The organism is Curtobacterium sp. MCBD17_019 (assembly GCF_003234555.1).
Classification (GTDB): Bacteria; Actinomycetota; Actinomycetes; order Actinomycetales; family Microbacteriaceae; genus Curtobacterium.
In genome coordinates this window covers 22,006-40,250 of record NZ_QKTT01000019.1, presented here as the reverse complement: position 1 = coordinate 40,250, position 18,245 = coordinate 22,006, and the positions used below count along the sequence as shown (strand labels likewise).

Annotated in this window: 15 protein-coding genes; 12 read left to right on the top strand and 3 right to left on the bottom strand. The window is 75.4% G+C overall.

Features of this window, described 5'->3' with window-relative positions:
* The first annotated feature begins 31 nt into the window (after positions 1 to 31).
* From DEI82_RS14575 to DEI82_RS14550, 6 genes are all read left to right on the top strand, one after another.
* Positions 32 to 1,144, top strand: a complete 1,113-nt coding sequence (locus DEI82_RS14575; protein WP_111037410.1) for an ABC transporter substrate-binding protein — start codon at positions 32 to 34, stop codon at positions 1,142 to 1,144.
* 86 nt (positions 1,145 to 1,230) lie between these two features.
* Positions 1,231 to 2,292, top strand: coding sequence for an LLM class flavin-dependent oxidoreductase (locus tag DEI82_RS14570; RefSeq protein ID WP_111037409.1), 1,062 nt, complete (start codon positions 1,231 to 1,233; stop codon positions 2,290 to 2,292).
* Complete coding sequence (locus tag DEI82_RS14565) at positions 2,292 to 2,963, top strand: cysteine hydrolase family protein (RefSeq protein WP_111037408.1); 672 nt, start codon at positions 2,292 to 2,294, stop codon at positions 2,961 to 2,963. Before DEI82_RS14570 ends, DEI82_RS14565 begins: the two co-directional genes overlap by 1 nt.
* Complete coding sequence (locus DEI82_RS14560) at positions 2,960 to 4,294, top strand: NtaA/DmoA family FMN-dependent monooxygenase (RefSeq protein WP_111037407.1); 1,335 nt, start codon at positions 2,960 to 2,962, stop codon at positions 4,292 to 4,294. Before DEI82_RS14565 ends, DEI82_RS14560 begins: the two co-directional genes overlap by 4 nt.
* 10 nt (positions 4,295 to 4,304) lie before the next feature.
* Positions 4,305 to 6,239, top strand: a complete 1,935-nt coding sequence (locus DEI82_RS14555; RefSeq protein WP_146242936.1) for an MDR family MFS transporter — start codon at positions 4,305 to 4,307, stop codon at positions 6,237 to 6,239.
* Entirely contained in the window at positions 6,239 to 6,739 is a 501-nt protein-coding gene (locus tag DEI82_RS14550; protein WP_111037405.1) for a flavin reductase family protein, read from the top strand. The genes DEI82_RS14555 and DEI82_RS14550 overlap by 1 nt, the downstream gene beginning before the upstream one ends.
* A 110-nt stretch (positions 6,740 to 6,849) precedes the next feature.
* Here the strand turns inward: DEI82_RS14550 and DEI82_RS14545 are convergent, their stop codons facing one another.
* Positions 6,850 to 7,110, bottom strand: coding sequence for a zinc-ribbon domain-containing protein (locus tag DEI82_RS14545; protein WP_111011482.1), 261 nt, complete (start codon positions 7,108 to 7,110; stop codon positions 6,850 to 6,852).
* Between the two features lie 122 nt (positions 7,111 to 7,232).
* Here DEI82_RS14545 and DEI82_RS14540 point away from each other — a divergent pair, with 122 nt between their 5' ends.
* From DEI82_RS14540 to DEI82_RS14515, 6 genes are all read left to right on the top strand, one after another.
* Complete coding sequence (locus tag DEI82_RS14540; protein WP_111037404.1) at positions 7,233 to 9,977, top strand: hypothetical protein; 2,745 nt, start codon at positions 7,233 to 7,235, stop codon at positions 9,975 to 9,977.
* Positions 9,974 to 12,187, top strand: coding sequence for an FtsX-like permease family protein (locus DEI82_RS14535; protein ID WP_111037403.1), 2,214 nt, complete (start codon positions 9,974 to 9,976; stop codon positions 12,185 to 12,187). The genes DEI82_RS14540 and DEI82_RS14535 overlap by 4 nt, the downstream gene beginning before the upstream one ends.
* Positions 12,184 to 13,068 (top strand): ABC transporter ATP-binding protein, encoded by an 885-nt coding sequence (locus tag DEI82_RS14530; protein WP_111037402.1) that lies wholly within the window; start codon positions 12,184 to 12,186, stop codon positions 13,066 to 13,068. Before DEI82_RS14535 ends, DEI82_RS14530 begins: the two co-directional genes overlap by 4 nt.
* Positions 13,065 to 13,817 (top strand): ABC transporter ATP-binding protein, encoded by a 753-nt coding sequence (locus tag DEI82_RS14525; RefSeq protein ID WP_111037401.1) that lies wholly within the window; start codon positions 13,065 to 13,067, stop codon positions 13,815 to 13,817. The genes DEI82_RS14530 and DEI82_RS14525 overlap by 4 nt, the downstream gene beginning before the upstream one ends.
* Before the next feature lie 146 nt (positions 13,818 to 13,963).
* Entirely contained in the window at positions 13,964 to 15,436 is a 1,473-nt protein-coding gene (locus DEI82_RS14520; protein WP_111037400.1) for a hypothetical protein, read from the top strand.
* Positions 15,433 to 16,161 (top strand): class F sortase, encoded by a 729-nt coding sequence (locus DEI82_RS14515; RefSeq protein WP_258372081.1) that lies wholly within the window; start codon positions 15,433 to 15,435, stop codon positions 16,159 to 16,161. The genes DEI82_RS14520 and DEI82_RS14515 overlap by 4 nt, the downstream gene beginning before the upstream one ends.
* A 6-nt stretch (positions 16,162 to 16,167) precedes the next feature.
* On the opposite strand, the gene DEI82_RS14510 is transcribed toward DEI82_RS14515, so the two are convergent.
* A complete protein-coding gene (locus DEI82_RS14510; protein ID WP_181435237.1) occupies positions 16,168 to 17,049 on the bottom strand; it encodes a glycosyltransferase family 2 protein in 882 nt (293 codons plus the stop codon).
* A gap of 133 nt (positions 17,050 to 17,182) precedes the next feature.
* Positions 17,183 to 18,199, bottom strand: a complete 1,017-nt coding sequence (locus DEI82_RS14505; RefSeq protein WP_258368775.1) for a LacI family DNA-binding transcriptional regulator — start codon at positions 18,197 to 18,199, stop codon at positions 17,183 to 17,185.
* Between the last annotated feature and the right edge of the window lie 46 nt (positions 18,200 to 18,245).

The following is an 18,245-nucleotide window of genomic DNA, read 5'->3' as shown; positions in this document are numbered from 1 at the left end:
CACCCCACCCCACCCACGCAAGGAGTGACCCATGCAGCACCGCCGCCTCGTCGCCGGTCTCGCCGCACTCGCCGCCACCGCGTTGAGCCTCGGGCTCGCCGGATGCAGCACGAGCAGCGCCGCCGACACCACGTCGTCCTCGACCTCGGCGATCTCGTCGAAGCGCTGTGCCGAGAACAAGGCCGCCGGCCCGATCACCTACCTGTCCGGCTACCAGTACCAGTCCTCGGCATCGATCCTCGAGTACATCGCCGCGAGCAAGCTCGGGTACTTCAAGGACCTGTGCCTCGACGTGCGCCTCAAGCCCGGCAGCGGCGACACCGCCCAGAACACGAAGCTGCTCGCGAGCGGTCAGGCGAGCATCTCCGCGATCGCCGAGCAGGACCTCATCCAGGCGCGGGCGAACGGCATCGACATCACCGGTGTCTCGTCGTACTCGAACGCCGGACTCGACATCCTCATGACGAACAAGGACATCACGAAGCTCACGCAGCTCGACGGCAAGGTCGTCGGCAACAAGGGCTTCGTCCCCGCGGCCGTCGAGGCGATGATGATCAAGGCCGGCGTGGACTGGAAGTCCCTGCAGCAGGTGAAGGAGGGCTACGACCCGACCGTGCTGCCCCGCAAGCAGGGCGGTCTGGAGGCCCTCACCGGCTTCATCTCGAACGAGCCGAACCTGCTCCGGGCAGCGGGCGACCCGGTGACGGTGTGGCAGCCCGTCAAGTACGGCATCCCGTCGTCGATCGGCGCCATGGCCGTGAACCCCGCGTTCGCGAAGGCGCACCCGACCGCGGTCGAGGACGTCCTCCGCGCCGCGATCCACGCGTACCAGTACTGCTCGTCGAGCGACGCCCACGTCACGCAGTGCGTCGGGTACGCCGCCGACCTGTCCGGCGCGACGTACGACAAGGCCCAGAACGCCAAGATCTGGAAGACCGAGGTGAAGACCATCGCGGACAACCCGACCCCCGGACAGCCCCTCGGCGGGATCGACCCGGCCAACGTCACCAAGCTCGTCGCGATGCTCCACCAGTACGACATCGTCCCCGGGTCGGTCACGGCCTCGGACGCGAAGGGCTGGTTCGACGACCGGTACGTCGACGCCATCTACCAGGGCGGCAAGCTGGTCTGGCCGGCACCGTAGCCGGTCGCCGCGCACCGATCAGCACCCACCACGAACCGATCAGCACCCACCACGCACCACAGCACGAACGGAAGGCGGTCGCAGCGATGCCCGCGAAAGAGTACGGGATCTTCCTGCCCATCGGGAACGGTGGCTGGATGCTCTCCACCACCGCTCCCCACCCCGAGGCGACCTACGCGTGGAACAAGCGCGCCGCGGTGCACGCCGAGGACATCGGACTCGACTTCGTCATGTCCATGGCGAAGTGGCGCGGCTTCGGCGGCACCACCGACCACTGGGGTCGCTCGCTCGAGTCCATGACGATGATGGCCGCGATCGCCGAGGCCACGAGCCGCGTCGGGATCTGGGCGACCATGCACGCGAACGTCCACAACCCGGCCGTCGCGGCGAAGATGTACGCCACGCTCCAGGACGTCTCGGGCGGTCGGGTGGGCATGAACATCGTCAACGGCGCCTACGCGGACGAGTTCGTGCAGTTCGGCGAGTGGGACCCGTCGCTGAGCCACGCCGACCGGTACCGGATGACCGAGGCGTGGACCGAGGCCGTCACCCGGCTGTGGTCCGAGGACGCCGTGACGATGCACACGCCGTGGTTCGACCTCGACGACTGCAGCTCGCGTCCGCACCCCGTGACGCGGCCCCGGATCATCAGCGCGGGCCGCTCGGCCGACGCGCGGGCGTTCCAGGCGAAGTACGCCGACGGCGCGTTCCTGTCGGCCGACGACCTCGACGAGATGCGCGACCTGTCGCGGGACGTGCACGATCGCGCCGCCGCCGAGGGCCGGACGTGCCGGACCTACTCGATGCTCACGGTCGTGCAGGACGAGACCGACGCGCTCGCCGAGCAGAAGGTGCGGGCCTGGGGCGCCGGCCTCGACCGCGAGGCACTCGCGCGGATGCAGGCGTCCTGGGGCATCCCCGCCGACCAGGCGCGCGCGTGGGCGGACGGTGCCGTCGGCGAGGCGGCGTTCCAGACGCCGTACGTCGCGGGCTCGGCGGCGACCGTCACGGAGCACATCGAGTACGTCGTCGAGCAGGGCGAACTCGACGGCCTCATGCTGATCTTCCCCGAGTACGACCAGGACATGGTGCTGTTCGGCGAGACGGTCCTCCCGGCACTCCGTGCGCACGACGGGGCCCTCGTCTGATGGCCGCCACCGACGCCCCGGCGCGCTCCGGGCCCCTCGACCGCCTCCGGGCACCGGGGCAGCGACCGGCCCTCGTCGTCGTCGACGTCCAGCGCGACTTCGGCGACCCGGACCGCATCGGCGCGTACGGCTGCACGCCGCAGACCCTCGCCGCGATCGACGCGACGGTCACGCGGATCGGGGCGCTCGTGGACCGGGCCCGCGCCGTCGGCGTGCCCGTCGTCTGGGTCGAGCTCGGCAGCGATCCGGAACGCCCCTGGCGGGCGAGCACCTGGCTCCGCGGCGGCGACTACGACGGCCCGATGGGGCTCGACGAGCCGTGCGTCATCGGGTCCGAGGGGGCCGCCTGGTACCGGATGGCGCCCGCGCCCGGCGAGGACCGCGTCGTCAAACGCGGGTACAGCGGGTTCCTCGGCACCGACCTGGAGGCGCGGCTCCGCTCCGCCGGGATCGACTGGCTCACCGTCGTCGGCCTGACGAGCGAGTGCTGCGTCGCCGCGACCGCGCAGGACGCGTTCCAGCTCGACTGGCCCGTGGTCGTGCCCGCGGACGCGACCGCCGCCTACGACGACGCCGTGCACGCGGCCGCGCTGGTGCAACTCGGCCTCAACGTGGCCGTCGTCACCGACGTCGACACCGTGACCGCCGTCTGGGACGAGGCCGTGGCGTGAGCGGCATCCACATCGCCTACGACCTGTCGTTCGCCCACACCGAGGGACGCTGGGCCCGTGCCGGCAGCTGGATCGGGCAGGAGTTCCCCGACGTCCGGATGTACGCCGAACTCGCCCGGACCGCGGAACGCGCCGGTGTGGGCATGCTGTTCTTCGGGGACGGCTCGGGCATCCCGAACACCTGGCGGGGCAGCATGGACGCCGCGGTCGAGTGGGGCATCCAGTGGCCGCGGCACGACATGGCGCCGGTCATCGCCGCGATGTCGACCGCGACCGAGCACATCGGCTTCGGGCTGACGTACTCGTCGACGTTCATGCACCCGTTCACCGTCGCGCGCCTGCTCAACTCGCTCGACCACGTCACGAACGGCCGGATCGCGTTCAACGTCGTGGCCTCGACCCGCGGTGCCGACGCCGAGAACTACGGGTCCGCGGAGCTCATGGACCACGACCTCCGGTACGAGCGGATGGAGGAGTTCATCGCGGTGTGCCGTGCGCTCTGGGACTCCGTCTCGCCCGACGCGATCGTGCGCGACCGGACGACGGGACGCTTCGCCGACCCCGCCGGAGTGCACCCGATCGACCACGAAGGCCGGTTCTTCCGGGTCCGCGGGCCGCTCGCGAGCGTGCCCAGCCCGCAGGTCCACCCCGTGGTCGTGCAGGCCGGCAACTCCCCGCGGGGCATCGCGGCGTCGGCCTCGTTCGCGGACCTCGTGTTCGGCTTCGGCGGCGGGGTCGCGGGGCAGCGCCGGCACCGCGCGATGCTCGACGACGCCCTGCGCACCGAGGGCCGGGACCCCGCCTCGGTCGGGATCCTGTGGGCGACACAGGTGATCGTCGGCCGCACCCGGCGCGAGGCGGCCACGCGACGGGACGAGGTCCTGCGCGCCTGGGACCACGAGGCCGTCGGCGCGTTCCTGTCGCACAACGCCGGGTACGACTTCTCGACCCTGCCGACCACGTTCCGGCTGGGGGAACTCCAGGACGCCATCGTCGCGGCGCAGGCCAGTCCCGGCGGACTCGTCGGCACCCTCGTCTCGGAGCACGGGGCGGACCACACGATGACCCGCGACGAGTTCTTCGACCACGGATGGGCCTCGGCGACCGGACTCGACCACACGCTGCTCGGGGATCCGGCCGAGGTCGCCGACGCCCTCGAGGAGAACCACGCCACGACCGGAGCCCGCGGGGGCTACATGCTCTCGACCCCGCTCGGCATGCCGTCGGGGTTCGCCGAGCTGAGCGAGCTGCTCGTGCCCGAGCTCCGGGCCCGCGGCGCGCTCGCCCCCCGCTATCCCGGTCGCACGCTCCGCGAGAACCTGGCGGTGTGAGGTGACCGCGGTGGCGACGGCGCCGGTCGGGGCGGGCGGGGGTCGGGCCTCCCGTCCGTGGCTCGCGCTCGCCGGCCTGTGCACCGGGTTCTTCGTGCTCATGCTCGACAGCACCGTCACGTCGGTGGCGTTGCCGGCGCTCGTCGACGACCTGCGCGTCGACGCGACGGCCGCGCTCTGGGTGAACAGCGGCTACCTGCTCGCGTTCGCGGTGCCCCTCGTGGTGGCAGGGCGGCTCGCCGACCGGTTCGGCGGCCGCCGGGTGTACCTCGTCGGGCTCGGGGCCTTCGTCGTCGGATCCGTGTTCGCCGCGCTCGCGCCCGCGATCGGCCTGCTCGTCGCCTGGCGGGTGGTGCAGGGCGTCGGGGCAGCGCTCATGACGCCCCAGTGCCTGCCCGCCATCCGCGCGCTGTTCCGGCCACCGCGGCTCGCCGTCGCACTCACCGTCTGGAGCGCCGGCGGCGGCGCGGCCACGGTCGCCGGCCCGCTCGTCGGCGGGTTCCTCGTCGCGGCCTGGGGATGGCCCGCCGTGTTCTGGGTCAACGTGCCGGTCGGGGTCCTGGCGGGCGCCGCCGTGCTCCGGTGGGTCCCGCGGTCGCCGCGGTCGCACGCCCGGGTGCCCGCGTGGGCGATGGGCGGCGTCGCGCTCGGGGTGCTGGCGTTCGTGCTCGGGGTGCAGGGGACGGGGAACGGCGCCGGGTCGGTGGCGGGCCTCCCGCGGTGGGCGCTCGTCGTCGCCGGAGTCGTGCTCGTCGGGGTCGTCCTGCGGCTCCAGCGTCACGACCAGGCGGCCGCGCTGCTGCCCGGGGCGCTGTTCCGTTCGCACTCGTTCCGCGCCGGGGCCTCGGGCGCCGCCGCCGCGTCGTGGTGCGTGGGGTCGGCGCCGATCCCGCTCATGCTCCACCTGCAGGACGACCGCGGGCTCGACGTCGTGTCCGCGGCCCTGACCCTCGTGCCGATGGGCGTCGCCGCGCTCGCCGCCGCACCCGTGGCCGCCAGGGTCACCAACCGGGCGGGAGCACGGACCGGGGCGGTCGTGGGCGCGGCCTGCCTGGTCGTCGCCCTCACCGCGACGGCCGTGCTCGTGGAGGTCGACGCCGGACCCGTGGCGCTCGCCGCGGCGTTCGCGTTGTTCGGCGTCGCGAACGCGTTCGTCTGGGCACCGTTCTCGCTCGCCGCCGTCACGGGCGTGGCACCGGGATCGCTCGGTGCGGCCTCCGGTGCGTTCAACGGCGTCAAGCAGCTCGGTGCGGTGCTCGGGAGCGCGGTGACCGCCGTCGTGCTCGCCGGTGCCGGTGGTGCCGCTGCGGCGCTCGGGGTGCTCGCCGTCGTGGCGGTGGGCGCGGTGGTCGCGGCGTCGCGGCTGCCGGTGGCCCCCGCCGAGGAGGGACGGGGGCCCGAGGACGCCGCCGGGGCCGCGCGGGTGCCGGACGCCGCCGGGGCCCCGCAGGTGCCGGACGCTCCCGGGGCCCCGCAGGTGCCGGACGCTCCCGGGGGCCAGTGGGTGCCGGACGCCGCCGGGGGTCCGCCGCCGCTGACGGGCGTCGTCGTGCACGGTGTGGCGACCGGCCGCGTGCTCGGCTACCCGACGGCGAACCTCGCGCTCGACGACCCCGACGCCCTGCCACCCGACGGCGTGTACCTCGGCCGGTTCCGTGCCGCGTCGTGGGCGATCCCGCGACCAGCGCTCGTGTCCGTGGGCGGCAACGAGACGTTCCAAGGCCGCGACCACACGGTCGAGGCGCACGTGCTGGACTTCGACGGCGACCTGTACGGCGAGCGGGTCGACCTCGTCGTCGAGCAGCTGCTCCGCCAGCAGCGCGCCTTCCCCGACGTCGACGCACTGGTCGCGGCGATGCGGGACGACGAACGGGAGGCCCGGCACCGGTCCGGCACGCCGGCCTCCGACCGGACCGTCCTGCCCGGGACGGAGGTCACCCGGTGATGCGCCCGGTCGTCGGTCCGGGGGTCAGCCCCGAGGCCGTCCGCGACGCGTTCGCGGAACACCCGAGCGGGGTCGCGGCGATCGGCGCCGTCGCGGGCGAGCTCCCCGTCGTGATGGTCGTGTCGTCGTTCAGCGTCGGGGTGTCGTACGAGCCGCCGATGGTGTCGTTCGCGGTCCAGCACACCTCGACGACGTGGCCCGACCTGCTCGACGCTCCTGTGCTGGGGATCTCGGTGCTCGGGACGGGGCACGTGGAGCGGACGCGGCAACTGGCGTCCCGTGACCGCTCGATCCGGTTACGGGACCTGCCCTTCACGATCACCACGACCGGAGCACTCCTGCTCGACGGCGCGCCCGTGTGGCTCGAGTGCGTCGTCGCCGACGTGCTGCGGACGGGTGACCACGACCTGGTGGTGCTCCGCGTGCTCGCCGTGGCCGCGGACGACGAGGCCGAGCCGCTCGTGTGGCACCGGCGGACGGCGCGCGTGCTGGCGGACTGAGGGCGGCGTGCGGGAGTGCGCGCGTGGACGACGAAGTGCGCGCGTCAACGACCGCGCAGTTGTCGTTGGCGCGCTGCCTCCCGCGCCTCCGGCCCCGGCCCCAGCGCCGGTCAGCGGACGCTGCGCGCCTGCTCCGCGCTCCACGTGAGGGAGTGCCGCGCCTGGGCCGCCGTGATCCGCGTCACGGCACCGCAGTTCGTGCACTCGTTGACGTACGAGGTCGAGATCGGGAACAGCGGCACGAAGAACAGCGTCAGCTTCGTCGAGCGCTTGACCACCCGCTGCTGGGCGTGGACGCCGCAGTACCCGCACACGAACGCCACGAGGTTGAGGACGGCCTGGGTGGTGCGGGAGCCGAGGAGGAGGAACACCCCACGCAGCGTACGCCGTGGTCAGTGATCCCACGTATGACTGGACGACGAGGTGGTCGTGCGTCCGTCGGTGCCGCTAGGTTGACCGGAACGCCGGGAGACACCGGCACGAGGGGAGACCGGTGGGGGAACCGAGCGCGCTCCGGCCCTGGTGGCGCCGAGCCGTCCGCCGTCGTTCCGTGCTCGGGGTCACCGCGCTGACCGTCGCCGTCCTCGCACTCCTCGCCACGCTCGCGGTCGGGCTCGCGGTACGCGCCCCCACCACCGTCGCGCGGGAGGCCCTGCGCGCGACCCCGGACCGGCTCGCGTCCGTGACCATCGCGGTCGACGGCGACCCGGTCCGTCAGGACGCCGCGTTCCGGGCGCTCGTGCGCCGGACCTTCGGCGTCGCACCGGTCGAGGTCGAGCACCACGCCTCCGGCCGACACTCGTCCTGGACCGTCCGGCCGCGCGTCGACGCCGTCCGTGCCGGCGACCTCCGGGCCCTCGCCGAGGGGTTCGCCACCCTGCCCGACGCCGCGGCCCGCCGGTTCGCCGCCGCGGGCGGGACCACGACGCACGGCAGCGCCGCCCGGACCACGACGACCACCGCCGACGCCGTGGTCGCCCTGCACGAGGCCGTGCCCGTGCCGGTCACCGTGCTCGCCGTGGCCGGCGGCGTCGCCCTCACGATGCTCGCGCGGCTCCTCGTCGCGGCCCGCGTCGACGAGGACCGGCTCGTCCGTGCCCGCGGCGGCACCCCCGGCCTGCTCGTCCGGCTCGCGGCACTCGAGGCGCTCGCCGTCGCCGTGCCCGCCGCCCTCGTCGGCGCCGCCGCGGGCCAGGCGCTCCTCGCCGCCCGGTACGGGCCGCCGGCCGCCGTCGCCGAGGTCCTCGTCCCGGTGCTCGGCGTGGTCGCGCTCGCCGTCGGTGCGGCGACGGCGAGTGCGCTGGTGGGCACGACCTCCCGGCCGATCGTGCGGACGCCGCTCGTCGTCACGGTCCCGGCGCTCGTGCTCCTCGTCGCGGTGGCCGCGGTCGCCGTCTGGCGGTTCCGGACCGTCGCCGATCACGCGGACGGCGTCGACCCGATCGCGGTGGTCGCTCCCGCGGCCGCGGTCACGGCACTCGCCGCCGTCGCCGCGCTCGCGCTCGGGGGGCTCCTCACGCTCGCCGCGCACCTGGCCGCACGTCGGCGCGACCTCGGCGTGGTGCTCGCCGGGCGACTCGCCGCGCGGGACCTCCGCGTGCACACGCCGGCGGCGACGCTCCTCGTACTCGCCGTCGCGACCGGGGTGCTCGCGGCGGGCGTCGGAGGCACGTCGGCGGCGTTCCTGACGGCCTCGACCCGCATCGCGCAGGGCGGCGCGCTCCGGGCCACCGTCGGCGGCGGTGTCGCCCTCGACGACCCCGGCGATCTCGTGCCGGCACCGCTGCGCACCACGGCGGCGCTCCGACGCGGGACCGTCCCGGTGCTGCGGTTCACGGGCGGCACCCCGACCGGCTCCGCGGCCGTGATCGGCGTGGCGGCCCCGGCGTTGCCCCGGCTCCTCCCGGTCGCCCGCACGGCCTTCGACGCCCCGGGCGCAGCGACGGCGCTCCGGAGCACCCCGGCCGGCGTCGCGCTCGGGCGGGGGCGGGTCACCCTCCGGCTGGTGTCGACGTCGGCGGCGCTCGGGCCCCTCGCGACGACCACGGGCGAGTTCGGCGTCCCCGTGAGCACGCCCGTCACAGCGGCCGACCGCGCCGTCCCGATCGCCGTCACCGCCTGGGTCGCGGACGCCCAGGGCGACCTCGCCCCGGTGTCCCTGCACGGCGGGGTCCTGCGGGTCGGCACGAGGTCGACCTCGACCGCCGCGGGGTCCCTGCCGACGGGCGGCCCGTGGCACCTCGTCGCGGTCGACCTCGTCGCCCGCCCGACCGCCGACGTGCAGGACGCCCGGATCGCGATCGGGACGCTGCGGGTCGGACCACGAGTCGTGCCGTTGCCCGCGCGGTCGTGGACCACGGCCCCGGCGGCGTTCGGCCAGGGCGTCCTCGCGCGCACGACCGACCCCGGCCGGATCGCCGTCACGGCCCGCGACCTGTCGAGCAGCGTCGCCGGCGGTGACGGCATCCGCCTCATGCCGTCGGCCGGACGACGGGTGCCCGTCGTCGTCACCGCGCGGCTCGCCCGCGCGGTCGGGCTCCACGTCGGCAGCGCGATGCAGATCACGGGGCCCTGGGCCGGGCTCGACGCCCGCGTCGTCGGCACGGTCCCCGTCGTGCCCGGCACCGACGGCGGTCCGGCCGTGCTCGCCGACCTCGACGCGCTCGACCAGGGCATGCTCGCCCAGGCCCGGCAACCGCAGCGCGTCCAGGAGGTCTGGGCCGCCGACGCCGGACAGCGCGACACCCTCCGCCGCGCGTTCGACGGCCACGTCACGCTCACCACCCCCGCGAGCGACGTGCAGCGCCGGTTCCTCGCGCTCGACACCGACGTGCTCCTGCTCGGGGCGGCCGGAGGGCTCGCGTTCGCGCTCCTCACCCTGGTCGCGGCCGTCGCCGTGTCCGCCCGGGACCGCGTCGGCGAGACGATCGCCCTCCGTGCCGTCGGCGTCCGAGCCGGGACGCAGGGGGCCGTGCGCGCGGCGGCGCCCGCCGTGGTCGTCGTGCACGGACTCGTCGCGGGCGTGCTCGCGGGCGCGCTGACCGCCGCGCTCGTGGTGGCCGGGAGTGCCCGCACGAGCGTGCCGGGTGCGCCGCCCGCGCTGCCGGTCGCGGTCGCGGTCGCGCCGGGACCGATCGCGCTGACGGTCGGCGTCGTGCTCGTCGTCGGGGCCCTCGTCGTGCTCGGGCACGGCGTCGCCGTCACCCGCGGTGCCCGTCGGTCGGGAGGCCGGGGATGAGCGGCCCTCGCGCGATCGGTCGTCCGCACGGGCAGCTGGCACAGCCGTCGCGGCGGCACCTGGTGCTCCGGGGCCTGATCGGTCAGTGGGCCGCACTCGTCGCGGTCGCGGTGCTCGTGACGGTCGTCACCGCCGCCGGGGCCGCCGCGCCGCGCCTGACGACCGCCCTGCTCGACGCGGACCTCGTGCACACGGTCGACAGCGCGAGTCCGGCCTACCGCGACCTCTCCGGCGCCGTGCAGCCCGACCCCCTGTCGGCGCTCGCACAGCTCGACGCCCAGACGGCGTCCTTCGCGCAGACATGGACTAGCGTGCCGAGCCTGCTGCAGCGCGTGCGCACGGACGCCCCGCGCGCCGTGCGACGGGTGCTCGACCGGGGGCACGTCGCGGCCTCCGCGGCCGGCGTCGCGCCGCCCGGGCGACCGACCCCGAACGGCTTCGCCGCGACCGGCCCCCGCGGCGGCGTGCACGAGCTGACGGCGTACCGGATCCAGACGTCCCCCGAGTTGCAGGCCGCCGGGCGCCTCGTCGCCGGTCACTGGCCGCACGTGCAGACGGGCATCGGCGACGGGACCGTCCTGCAGGTCGTCGCGTCCCGCGCCACCGTCCGGGCCATGCACTGGCGCGTCGGCCGGCGGCAGGACCTCGTCGACGTCGGCGGCGACCGGTACCCCGTCCGGCTCGTCGGCGTGTTCGTGCCCCGGCATCCCGGCAGCGGCCTGTGGTCCCAGGACCCGAACCGCCGCACTCCGTCGACCATGTTCCTGCCGGACGGCACCCCGGTCCTCCACGGGTCGGTGTTCGTCGACGCGACGACCTGGCCGGCCATCGCGTCGGCGATCGGCGGCACGACCGTCCAGGTGTGGTTCGGGTTGCACGTCGACCGCCTCGACGAGGCCTCGACGCCGGTCGTGCGCCAGGCGCTGACCCGCATGCTCGCCGACCCCACGCCCGTCGACGCGACGAGCGGCGACCAACGCTCACTCCTCCTCGGCACGTTCCTGCCGCAGCTCCTCGCCCTGCACGAGGAGCGGGCCGCCGCCTCGGCCGCGGTGCTCGCCCTGAGCGCGACCGGTCCGCTCGGCGTCGCCGGGGTCACCCTGCTCCTCGCCGTCAGCGGGCTGCTGGCGCGACGGCGGGCGGTGCGGGCACTCCTCCGCGACCGCGGGGCGGGTGCCGGCGCCCTGGCCGGTGGTGCGGCCCGGGACCTCGCGGTCGCGAGCGTCCCCGGTGCCGCGCTCGGCGCGCTCGCCGCGGTCCTCACGATCCCCGTCGGCGGGTGGGACTGGACGCCCGCCGCGCTCGCCGCTGCGGCCGCCCCGCCGGCGCTCGCCGCGGTCGTGGCGCTCGCCGAGGTCCTCGGGCAGCGTCGGCGTCGACCGCTCCTGCCCCGGTTCCGGTGGGTCGCCGAGGCGCTCGTGGTCGCCATGGCCGTCGGGGCGACCGCGGTCGTCGCACAGCGCGCGGCGGCACCGACGGGAGGCGCGCGGCCGGTGGACGCGTTCGTCACGGTCACGCCCCTGCTGCTGGCGGCCGCGCTCGTCGTGCTGCTGCTCCGCGTCCGCCCGCAGTTGGCACGACTGGTGGTCGGGTTGGTCCGACGACGCGGTGCCGCCGCCTTCGTCGGGACGGCCGAGGACGTCCGGAGCGGCCCGACCGCCGGCTGGGTCCTCGCGACGATCGTCGGGGCGACGAGCATCGCGGTGACCGCCGGGGTGGTCGTGACGAGTGCGGCCGCGGTGGACCTCCCGGTCGACGGCCGCACGCGCGGCGTCGACACGCATCCGCTCGTCGGTGGACTCGTGGTGGTCGTGGTCGCCGGCCTCGTGCTGTCCGCGGCGATGACGGCGGCCGCGATCGCCCTGACGGTCGTGAGCGCGGCCCCCGTGCGGCAGCGCCGCGGGGCCATGCTCCGCACGCTCGGGCTCACCGGACGCCAGCGCACGGCCGTGACGCTCTGGGAGCTCGGCCCCCGGGTGTTGCTCGGGCTCGCCGCCGGGGTCGTCCTCGGGCTCGCCGCCGTGGTGGCCGTGGTGCCCGCGATCGTGCCGCGGACTGCCGACCACGCCGTGGCGGTCCTCACGGTGGACCCGCTCGCCACCACCGCGACGGTCGGGCTGCTCGCACTCGCGGCGGTCCTCGCCACGCTCGCCGCGGTCGTCGTCGACCGACGGCGGTCCGGGGTCACCGACGGAAGGGACGACACATGACGATTCGATGCCGCGACCTGGTCCGCGTGTACACGACCGAGGGCGTGGAGGTGCAGGCGCTGCAGGGCCTCGACCTCGACGTCGCGAGCGGGGAGCTCGTCGCACTCGTCGGTGCCTCGGGGTCGGGCAAGTCGACCCTGCTCGGGATCCTGTCCGGGCACGACCGACCGACCGCCGGCAGCGTCACGGTCGCCGGCACGGACCTCACGACGATGCGCGCCCGGGACCACCTGCACTACCGGCGTCGTGTCGTCGGGTTCGTGTGGCAGCAGACCGAGCGGAACCTCGTGCCGTACCTCACGGTCCGCGAGAACGTGTTCCTCGCGATGCAGCTCGGTGGGTCCCGGCAGCGCGAGCGCCGCGCGGCCGAGCTGCTCGAGCTGCTCGGCATCGGTGACCTGACGGAGCGGCTGCCGGCCGAGGTCTCGGGCGGACAGCGGCAGCGCGCGGCGATCGCGGTCGGACTGGCGAACGCACCCGCCGTGCTGCTCGCCGACGAGCCGACGGGCGAGCTCGACGAGGCCACGAGCGCCGACGTGCTCGAGACGATCCGCACGGTGAACCGGGAGCTCGGCACGACGACGCTCATCGTGACGCACGACCCGGCGGTGGCGGACCACGTCGAGCGCACCGTGCGCATCCGCGACGGGAGGACCGCGACCGAGGTCCTGCGCGGCGACCGGCTCATCGGGGCGGCGGGCGCGTCCGGTGCGCAGGAGTACACGGTGGTCGACGCGGTGGGGCGCCTGCAGCTGCCGCAGGAGTACGTCGAGACGCTGGGCCTCCGCGACCGCGTCCGGGTGCTCCTGCGCCCCGACCACGTGGGCGTTTACCGCGCCGAGGGCCCCGACGACATGACGGACGAGGGGACCCGCGCATGACGGACACGACGAGCGGGCGCCGCGCGGCGGCGACGCGGACCGAGACCCCGGTCGTCCGCGCTCGGGGTCTCACCCGCCTGTACCGCGACGGCCGGCAGCGCGTGCGGGGCTGCGAGGACGTCTCGCTCGACGTGGCGCCCGGCGAACTCGTCGTCCTGCGCGGGCGGTCGGGGGCGGGCAAGTCGACGCTCCTCCGGCTCCTCGGCGGTCTCGACCGCCCGACGTCGGGGACCGTCACGGTCGCCGGGCGCGAGCTCACCACGGCGACCGAGGACGAGCTCGTCGAGGTGCGGCGACGGGACGTCGCGTTCGTGTTCCAGGACTTCGGGCTGCTGCCGACGCTCTCGGCCGCCGAGAACGTCGAGATCCCGCTCCGGATCGACCGCACGCCCGTCGCGGAGCGCACCGCACGGGTCGCCGCGACCCTCGAGGCCGTCGGTCTCAGCCGTCACGGGCACCAGCGCCCGACGGAGCTGTCCGGTGGACAGCAGCAGCGCGTCGCGATCGCCCGCGCGATCGTGACGCCGCACCGGGTCCTGTTCGCGGACGAGCCGACCGGTCAGCTCGACAGCGTCACGGCCGACCAGGTGATGCGGCTGCTCGTGACGCTCGCCCACGAGCGCGACGTCGCGGTCGTCGTGTCGACGCACGACCCGCTCATCATGGCCCAGGCGGACCGGGTCGTGGAACTCCGGGACGGCCGGGTGGTGGGCGAGCACGCGGGCGGCGCCACCGGTGTGGAGGCCTGATTCCGGATCCCGCGTCGGCGGCGGAGTACGACATCCCGGGAATGCGATCGCCCGCGCTGCGCCGCGGTACCGTTCCGGCGCTCGGGGCGGTGAGCCCCCGGTCCGGGAGCGCGCACGTGGTCCCGGCACCACGACGTGGAGGGCAGATGGGGCGCCAGGCACAGCGACGACACCGGACGGTACGACGACGGCCCCGGGGACGCCGACGCAGCGCGGTCGGCGCCGCGCTGCTCGTGGGCGCGGTGGCCGCGATCGCGGTGCCGGACGTCGCCGCCGCGGCACCCGTGCCGCTGACGCCCGCGGTCGGGATCGACGACCCGCCGCCCGTGCTGACCGCCGACGGCGTGGTCGGCGCGCGGCTGCTCACGCAGGACGGCGCCGCGGTCCCCGACCGACCGACCAGTGCGATGCCGTCGGGCCACTCCGTGTCCCAGTTCGCGTTCCGGGAGCCCGCCGCGGACCGTCGTGCGGTGCTGCCGAGCGCGGCGACCGGACGGTTCACGATGACGACCGACGGCGCTCCCGACGGGTGGAGCGCGGTCCACACCCCGGCGTCCGGCGGCGTGTTCGACGGCGGCGAGGAACAGCCGCCGACCGGGACGGTCCACTCGGACCTCTGGGTCAGCGCCGCGAACCCGGGCACCTGGACCTGGACGCTCGACTTCTCGTCGCTGCGCGGCGGCGCCCTGCCGACCGGCACGGTGCTGTTCGTCCACGACGTCGACATCTGCGGGAGCGCTGACCGCGAGTCCGTGCGGTTCGCCGGGCCGACGGGGCGGTGGCTCCGCTACGAGGCCGACACCGGTGCGGGCGGTCCGGCGGCGGTCACCGAGGACACCGCGGCCGGCCGGTACGACGTCACGGCGACCTGCCCGACATGGCACACCGGCGTGACGCAGACGTTCCGCACGACGACCCCGGTGGACCACCTGACGGTCACGGCGACGGGTGCGGAGCCCGGCACGACCCCGAACTCGGGGCTGTTCTGGGGCATGCAGCTCCCGGTGGACGGGGCTCGGCCGGCGGTCGACGTCACGACACGCACCGAGGGGCGGGACGTCGACGCGGCCCCGGGTCCGCGGGTGCCCGAAGGGCAGCGACTCCGGCGCGAGACCGTCGTGCGGAACACCGGGAACACGGTGCTGACGGACGTCCGGGTCACGGACGAACACGTCGGCCGGCAGGGGCTGGGATGCGCGGGTGGGCTGGCCACCGTCCCCGTGCTCGAACCCGGGGCGTCGGTGGCCTGCACCGGCACCGTCCGGGCCGCCGCGGGGACGACGGCGAGCGGGGTGTCGGCCACCGGGACGCCCGCCCGGACCGACCGGACGCCACTCGTCGGGGTGCCCGCGCCGACCGCCTCCGACCGGACGTGGTGGACCGGGACGACCACGGGCTCCGGCGGTGGTGACGGCGACGGCGGGTCGGGTGCCAGCACCGGCCAGGGCACGGACCTCCGACCCCTGCCGGCCACGCGCATCGAGACGGGCGGCGCGGTCGCGGGTCAGCCCGGACCTGACCGGGTGAGCACGGCTGGCACGGCGGCGGGTGCCATGGGTCTCGCTGCCGTCCTCGTCGCGGTGACCATCGCCACCTCGGCCGTTCGACGCCGCGGATGACCGCCGGCACGGACGCGCCGCCGCCACCGCCGGTCCCGCCTCGACCGCGGACGATCCTGCCCCTCCGCGTCGTCCTGCCGACGGCATCCGTCATCGTGGCCGGTGGGTGCCTCGCGGCCCTCTTCGGGTCACCCGGCGCGGGTGCCGCCGGTCCGTCCGCATCGAGCTCGGCCTCGGATCCGGCCTCGACCGGGCCGGTCAGCGGGCGGGACCTCGACGGACGGCCGGTCCGCGCGGATCCCGGGGCCTCGCCGCTCCCGGCCGCGTCGGCCGAGGCCTCGATCGGCGTGCGGCTCCGGGTCCCCGCGGTCGGCCTCGACGTGCCCGTCGGCGCCGTGAGCGCGGTGGACGGCGTGGTCGTGCCTCCCGGCTTCCGGTCCGCCTACTGGGTGCGGGACCGGGGGAGGCCCGTCGAGGACGCCGAACGAGGGACGGTCGTGCTCGTCATGCACGCGCTCGGTGGCGGGGGTCGCGCGCCGGGCAACGCGATCGTCCGCCAGGACGGCACCGTGCGCGTGCGCGCCGGTGACGAGGTCCGTGTGGGCGACCACCGGTACCGGGTGGAGGCCTCGCGCACGGTGCGGAAGTCGGGACTCGCCGCCGATGCACTGTGGAGCGACGAGCCCGGGCGGTTGCTCGTCGTCACGTGCCTGCCGAGCCCGGACGGGAGCGCCGCGACCCGCAACGTCGTCGTGGCGGCGCGGCTCGTGCCGGACGGCTCCTGACGACGCTCACACGGCGGCGATCCGTCGGAGGACCGGTCGAGACGCCCACAGCCAGCCGCGGAGCAGCAGGCGGAGGGTCCGGCGTCGGAGCCCACCGCGCACGCGAGGCGCCCGGCGGGCGTGTGGGGGCAACGCCTCCGACAGGGTCAGCTGCGCGACGGGGACCACGTGGGCGGCGCGCAGGTCGGTCCGCGCCGGCGGCGTCAGGCCCCGGGTCCGGTACCAGGCGTCGTCGTCCTCTCCTTCGTGCCCGAAGACCGCCGGGTCCACGCCCGTCGAGCGGACCATCGCCCGGTGCCCGGCCTGGTGCAGCGACCGGTACTGGTAGTGGTGCAGGCGGATCCGCGCGCGTGCCGGTCGTCGGAGGTCGAGCGGCCACTCCGACCCGGCGGGCCAGGTCGTGATGGGGGTGTGCCGGACGAACCGCACCTCGGAGTGGTTGCACGTGAACCACCGGACGTCCCGCCAGGACGCCCGGGCATCGCCGTCGCGGAGGAGCCGCGCGTGGTCGTCCTCGGTCAGGTAGTGCTGGAACGACGCGCTCATCACGTGGTCGGCGGTGGGCTCGACGGCACGGAGGAACGTCCGCGGGTCGTCGACGTAGAACTCGTCGGCGTCGAGCCGGCACCACCAGTCGCCCGGCTCGGCGCGCGCCACGGCCTCGGTGTAGAGCCACTGCCGGAGCCAGTCACGGTAGGTGCCGAGGAACCGCCCCCACACGACGACGGGCTCGAGCTCGTCCGCCAGGGCGAGCACGGCCTCCCAGGTGCCGTCCGTGCTGCCGTTGTCCATGACGTGGATCGCGTCGGCCCACGTGGCTGCGGCGCGGAGGACGTCGCCGACGATGTCGACCTCGTCCTTGACGGTCATGAGGGCGATGATCTGCATGGTTCCTCCGGTGGCGCCGGGCGTCGGCCCGGTCATCCCACCGGCACCGCGGCCCGCCCGGGGGCACGCGACCACGAGCGGTGCGCCTCCTGCCGCCTCCGGTTCACCTTCGTCATCGCCCGCAGCGACGGGGTCAGCCGCCGACGGTCGACTCGCGGATCACCAGGGTCGGCTGCACGGCGAGCCGCCGCTCCGGTGTGTCGCCGTCGATGAGCGCGAGGAGCGCGCGGCCGGCCTGCCGACCGAGCTCCTCGAGCCGCAGGTTGACGGTCGTCAGGGGCGGGCGGCTCGCGAGGGCCATGACGTCCCAGTCGTCGAAGCCGGTCACCGCGACGTCGTGCGGCACCGAGCGTCCGAGTTCCCGGAGCCGGTCGCACACGCCGCGGGCGATCTGGTCGCTCCCGCAGGCGATCGCGTCGAGGTCGGCGCCACCGTGCACGAGCAGGTCGACGGCCTGACGGCCCCAGCGCTCGGACCACTCGCCGTAGAGCGGTTGCCCGACGAGGCGGTCCCCGAGCCGGGCCTGTGCGGACTCCGCGCGTCGGTGGGCCGCCGAGTGGTGCTGCGGGCCGGTGACGTAGGCGACGCGACGGCGGCCGATCGCGACGAGGTGGTCCGCGAGCAGTGCCGCACCCGCGGCGTCGTCGAGGGTGATCGAGACGTCGTCCGGACTGGTCGAGGGCGTGAACGCGTAGACGACGGGCATGTCGACGCGGATCGGGGGTCTGGCCTCGGCGCTCCGGCCGGTGACGATGACACCATCGACGCGGCGGGACGACAGGGACCGCACGTAGTGGTTCTCGCGGACGATGTCGTCCCGGGTGTCGCACATGAGCACGGCCATCTGCCCGGCGCTCAGGACGTCCTCGGCGCCGAGCATCACCGGGATGCTGAAGCGGCCGAACGAGTCCGTCGTGATCATGCCGACCGTGTAACTCCGGCCCGACGACAGGGCACGGCCGCGGGCGTCGACGACGAACCCGAGTTTCGCGGCGGCGGCTCGCACGCGCTCGCGGGTCTCCTGTCGGAGCTGACCGGTGTCGTTGAGCGCCTTCGAGGCCGTCCCGATCGACACCCCGGCCAGCGCGGCCACGTCGGTGATGCGCACGGTGCCGGCTCCGCTCGCGCGGCTGGTCGTCTCGCTCGTCACGGCGTCGTCCTCTCCGTCCGCACGCCGGGGTCGTCCGGTCCCCGGT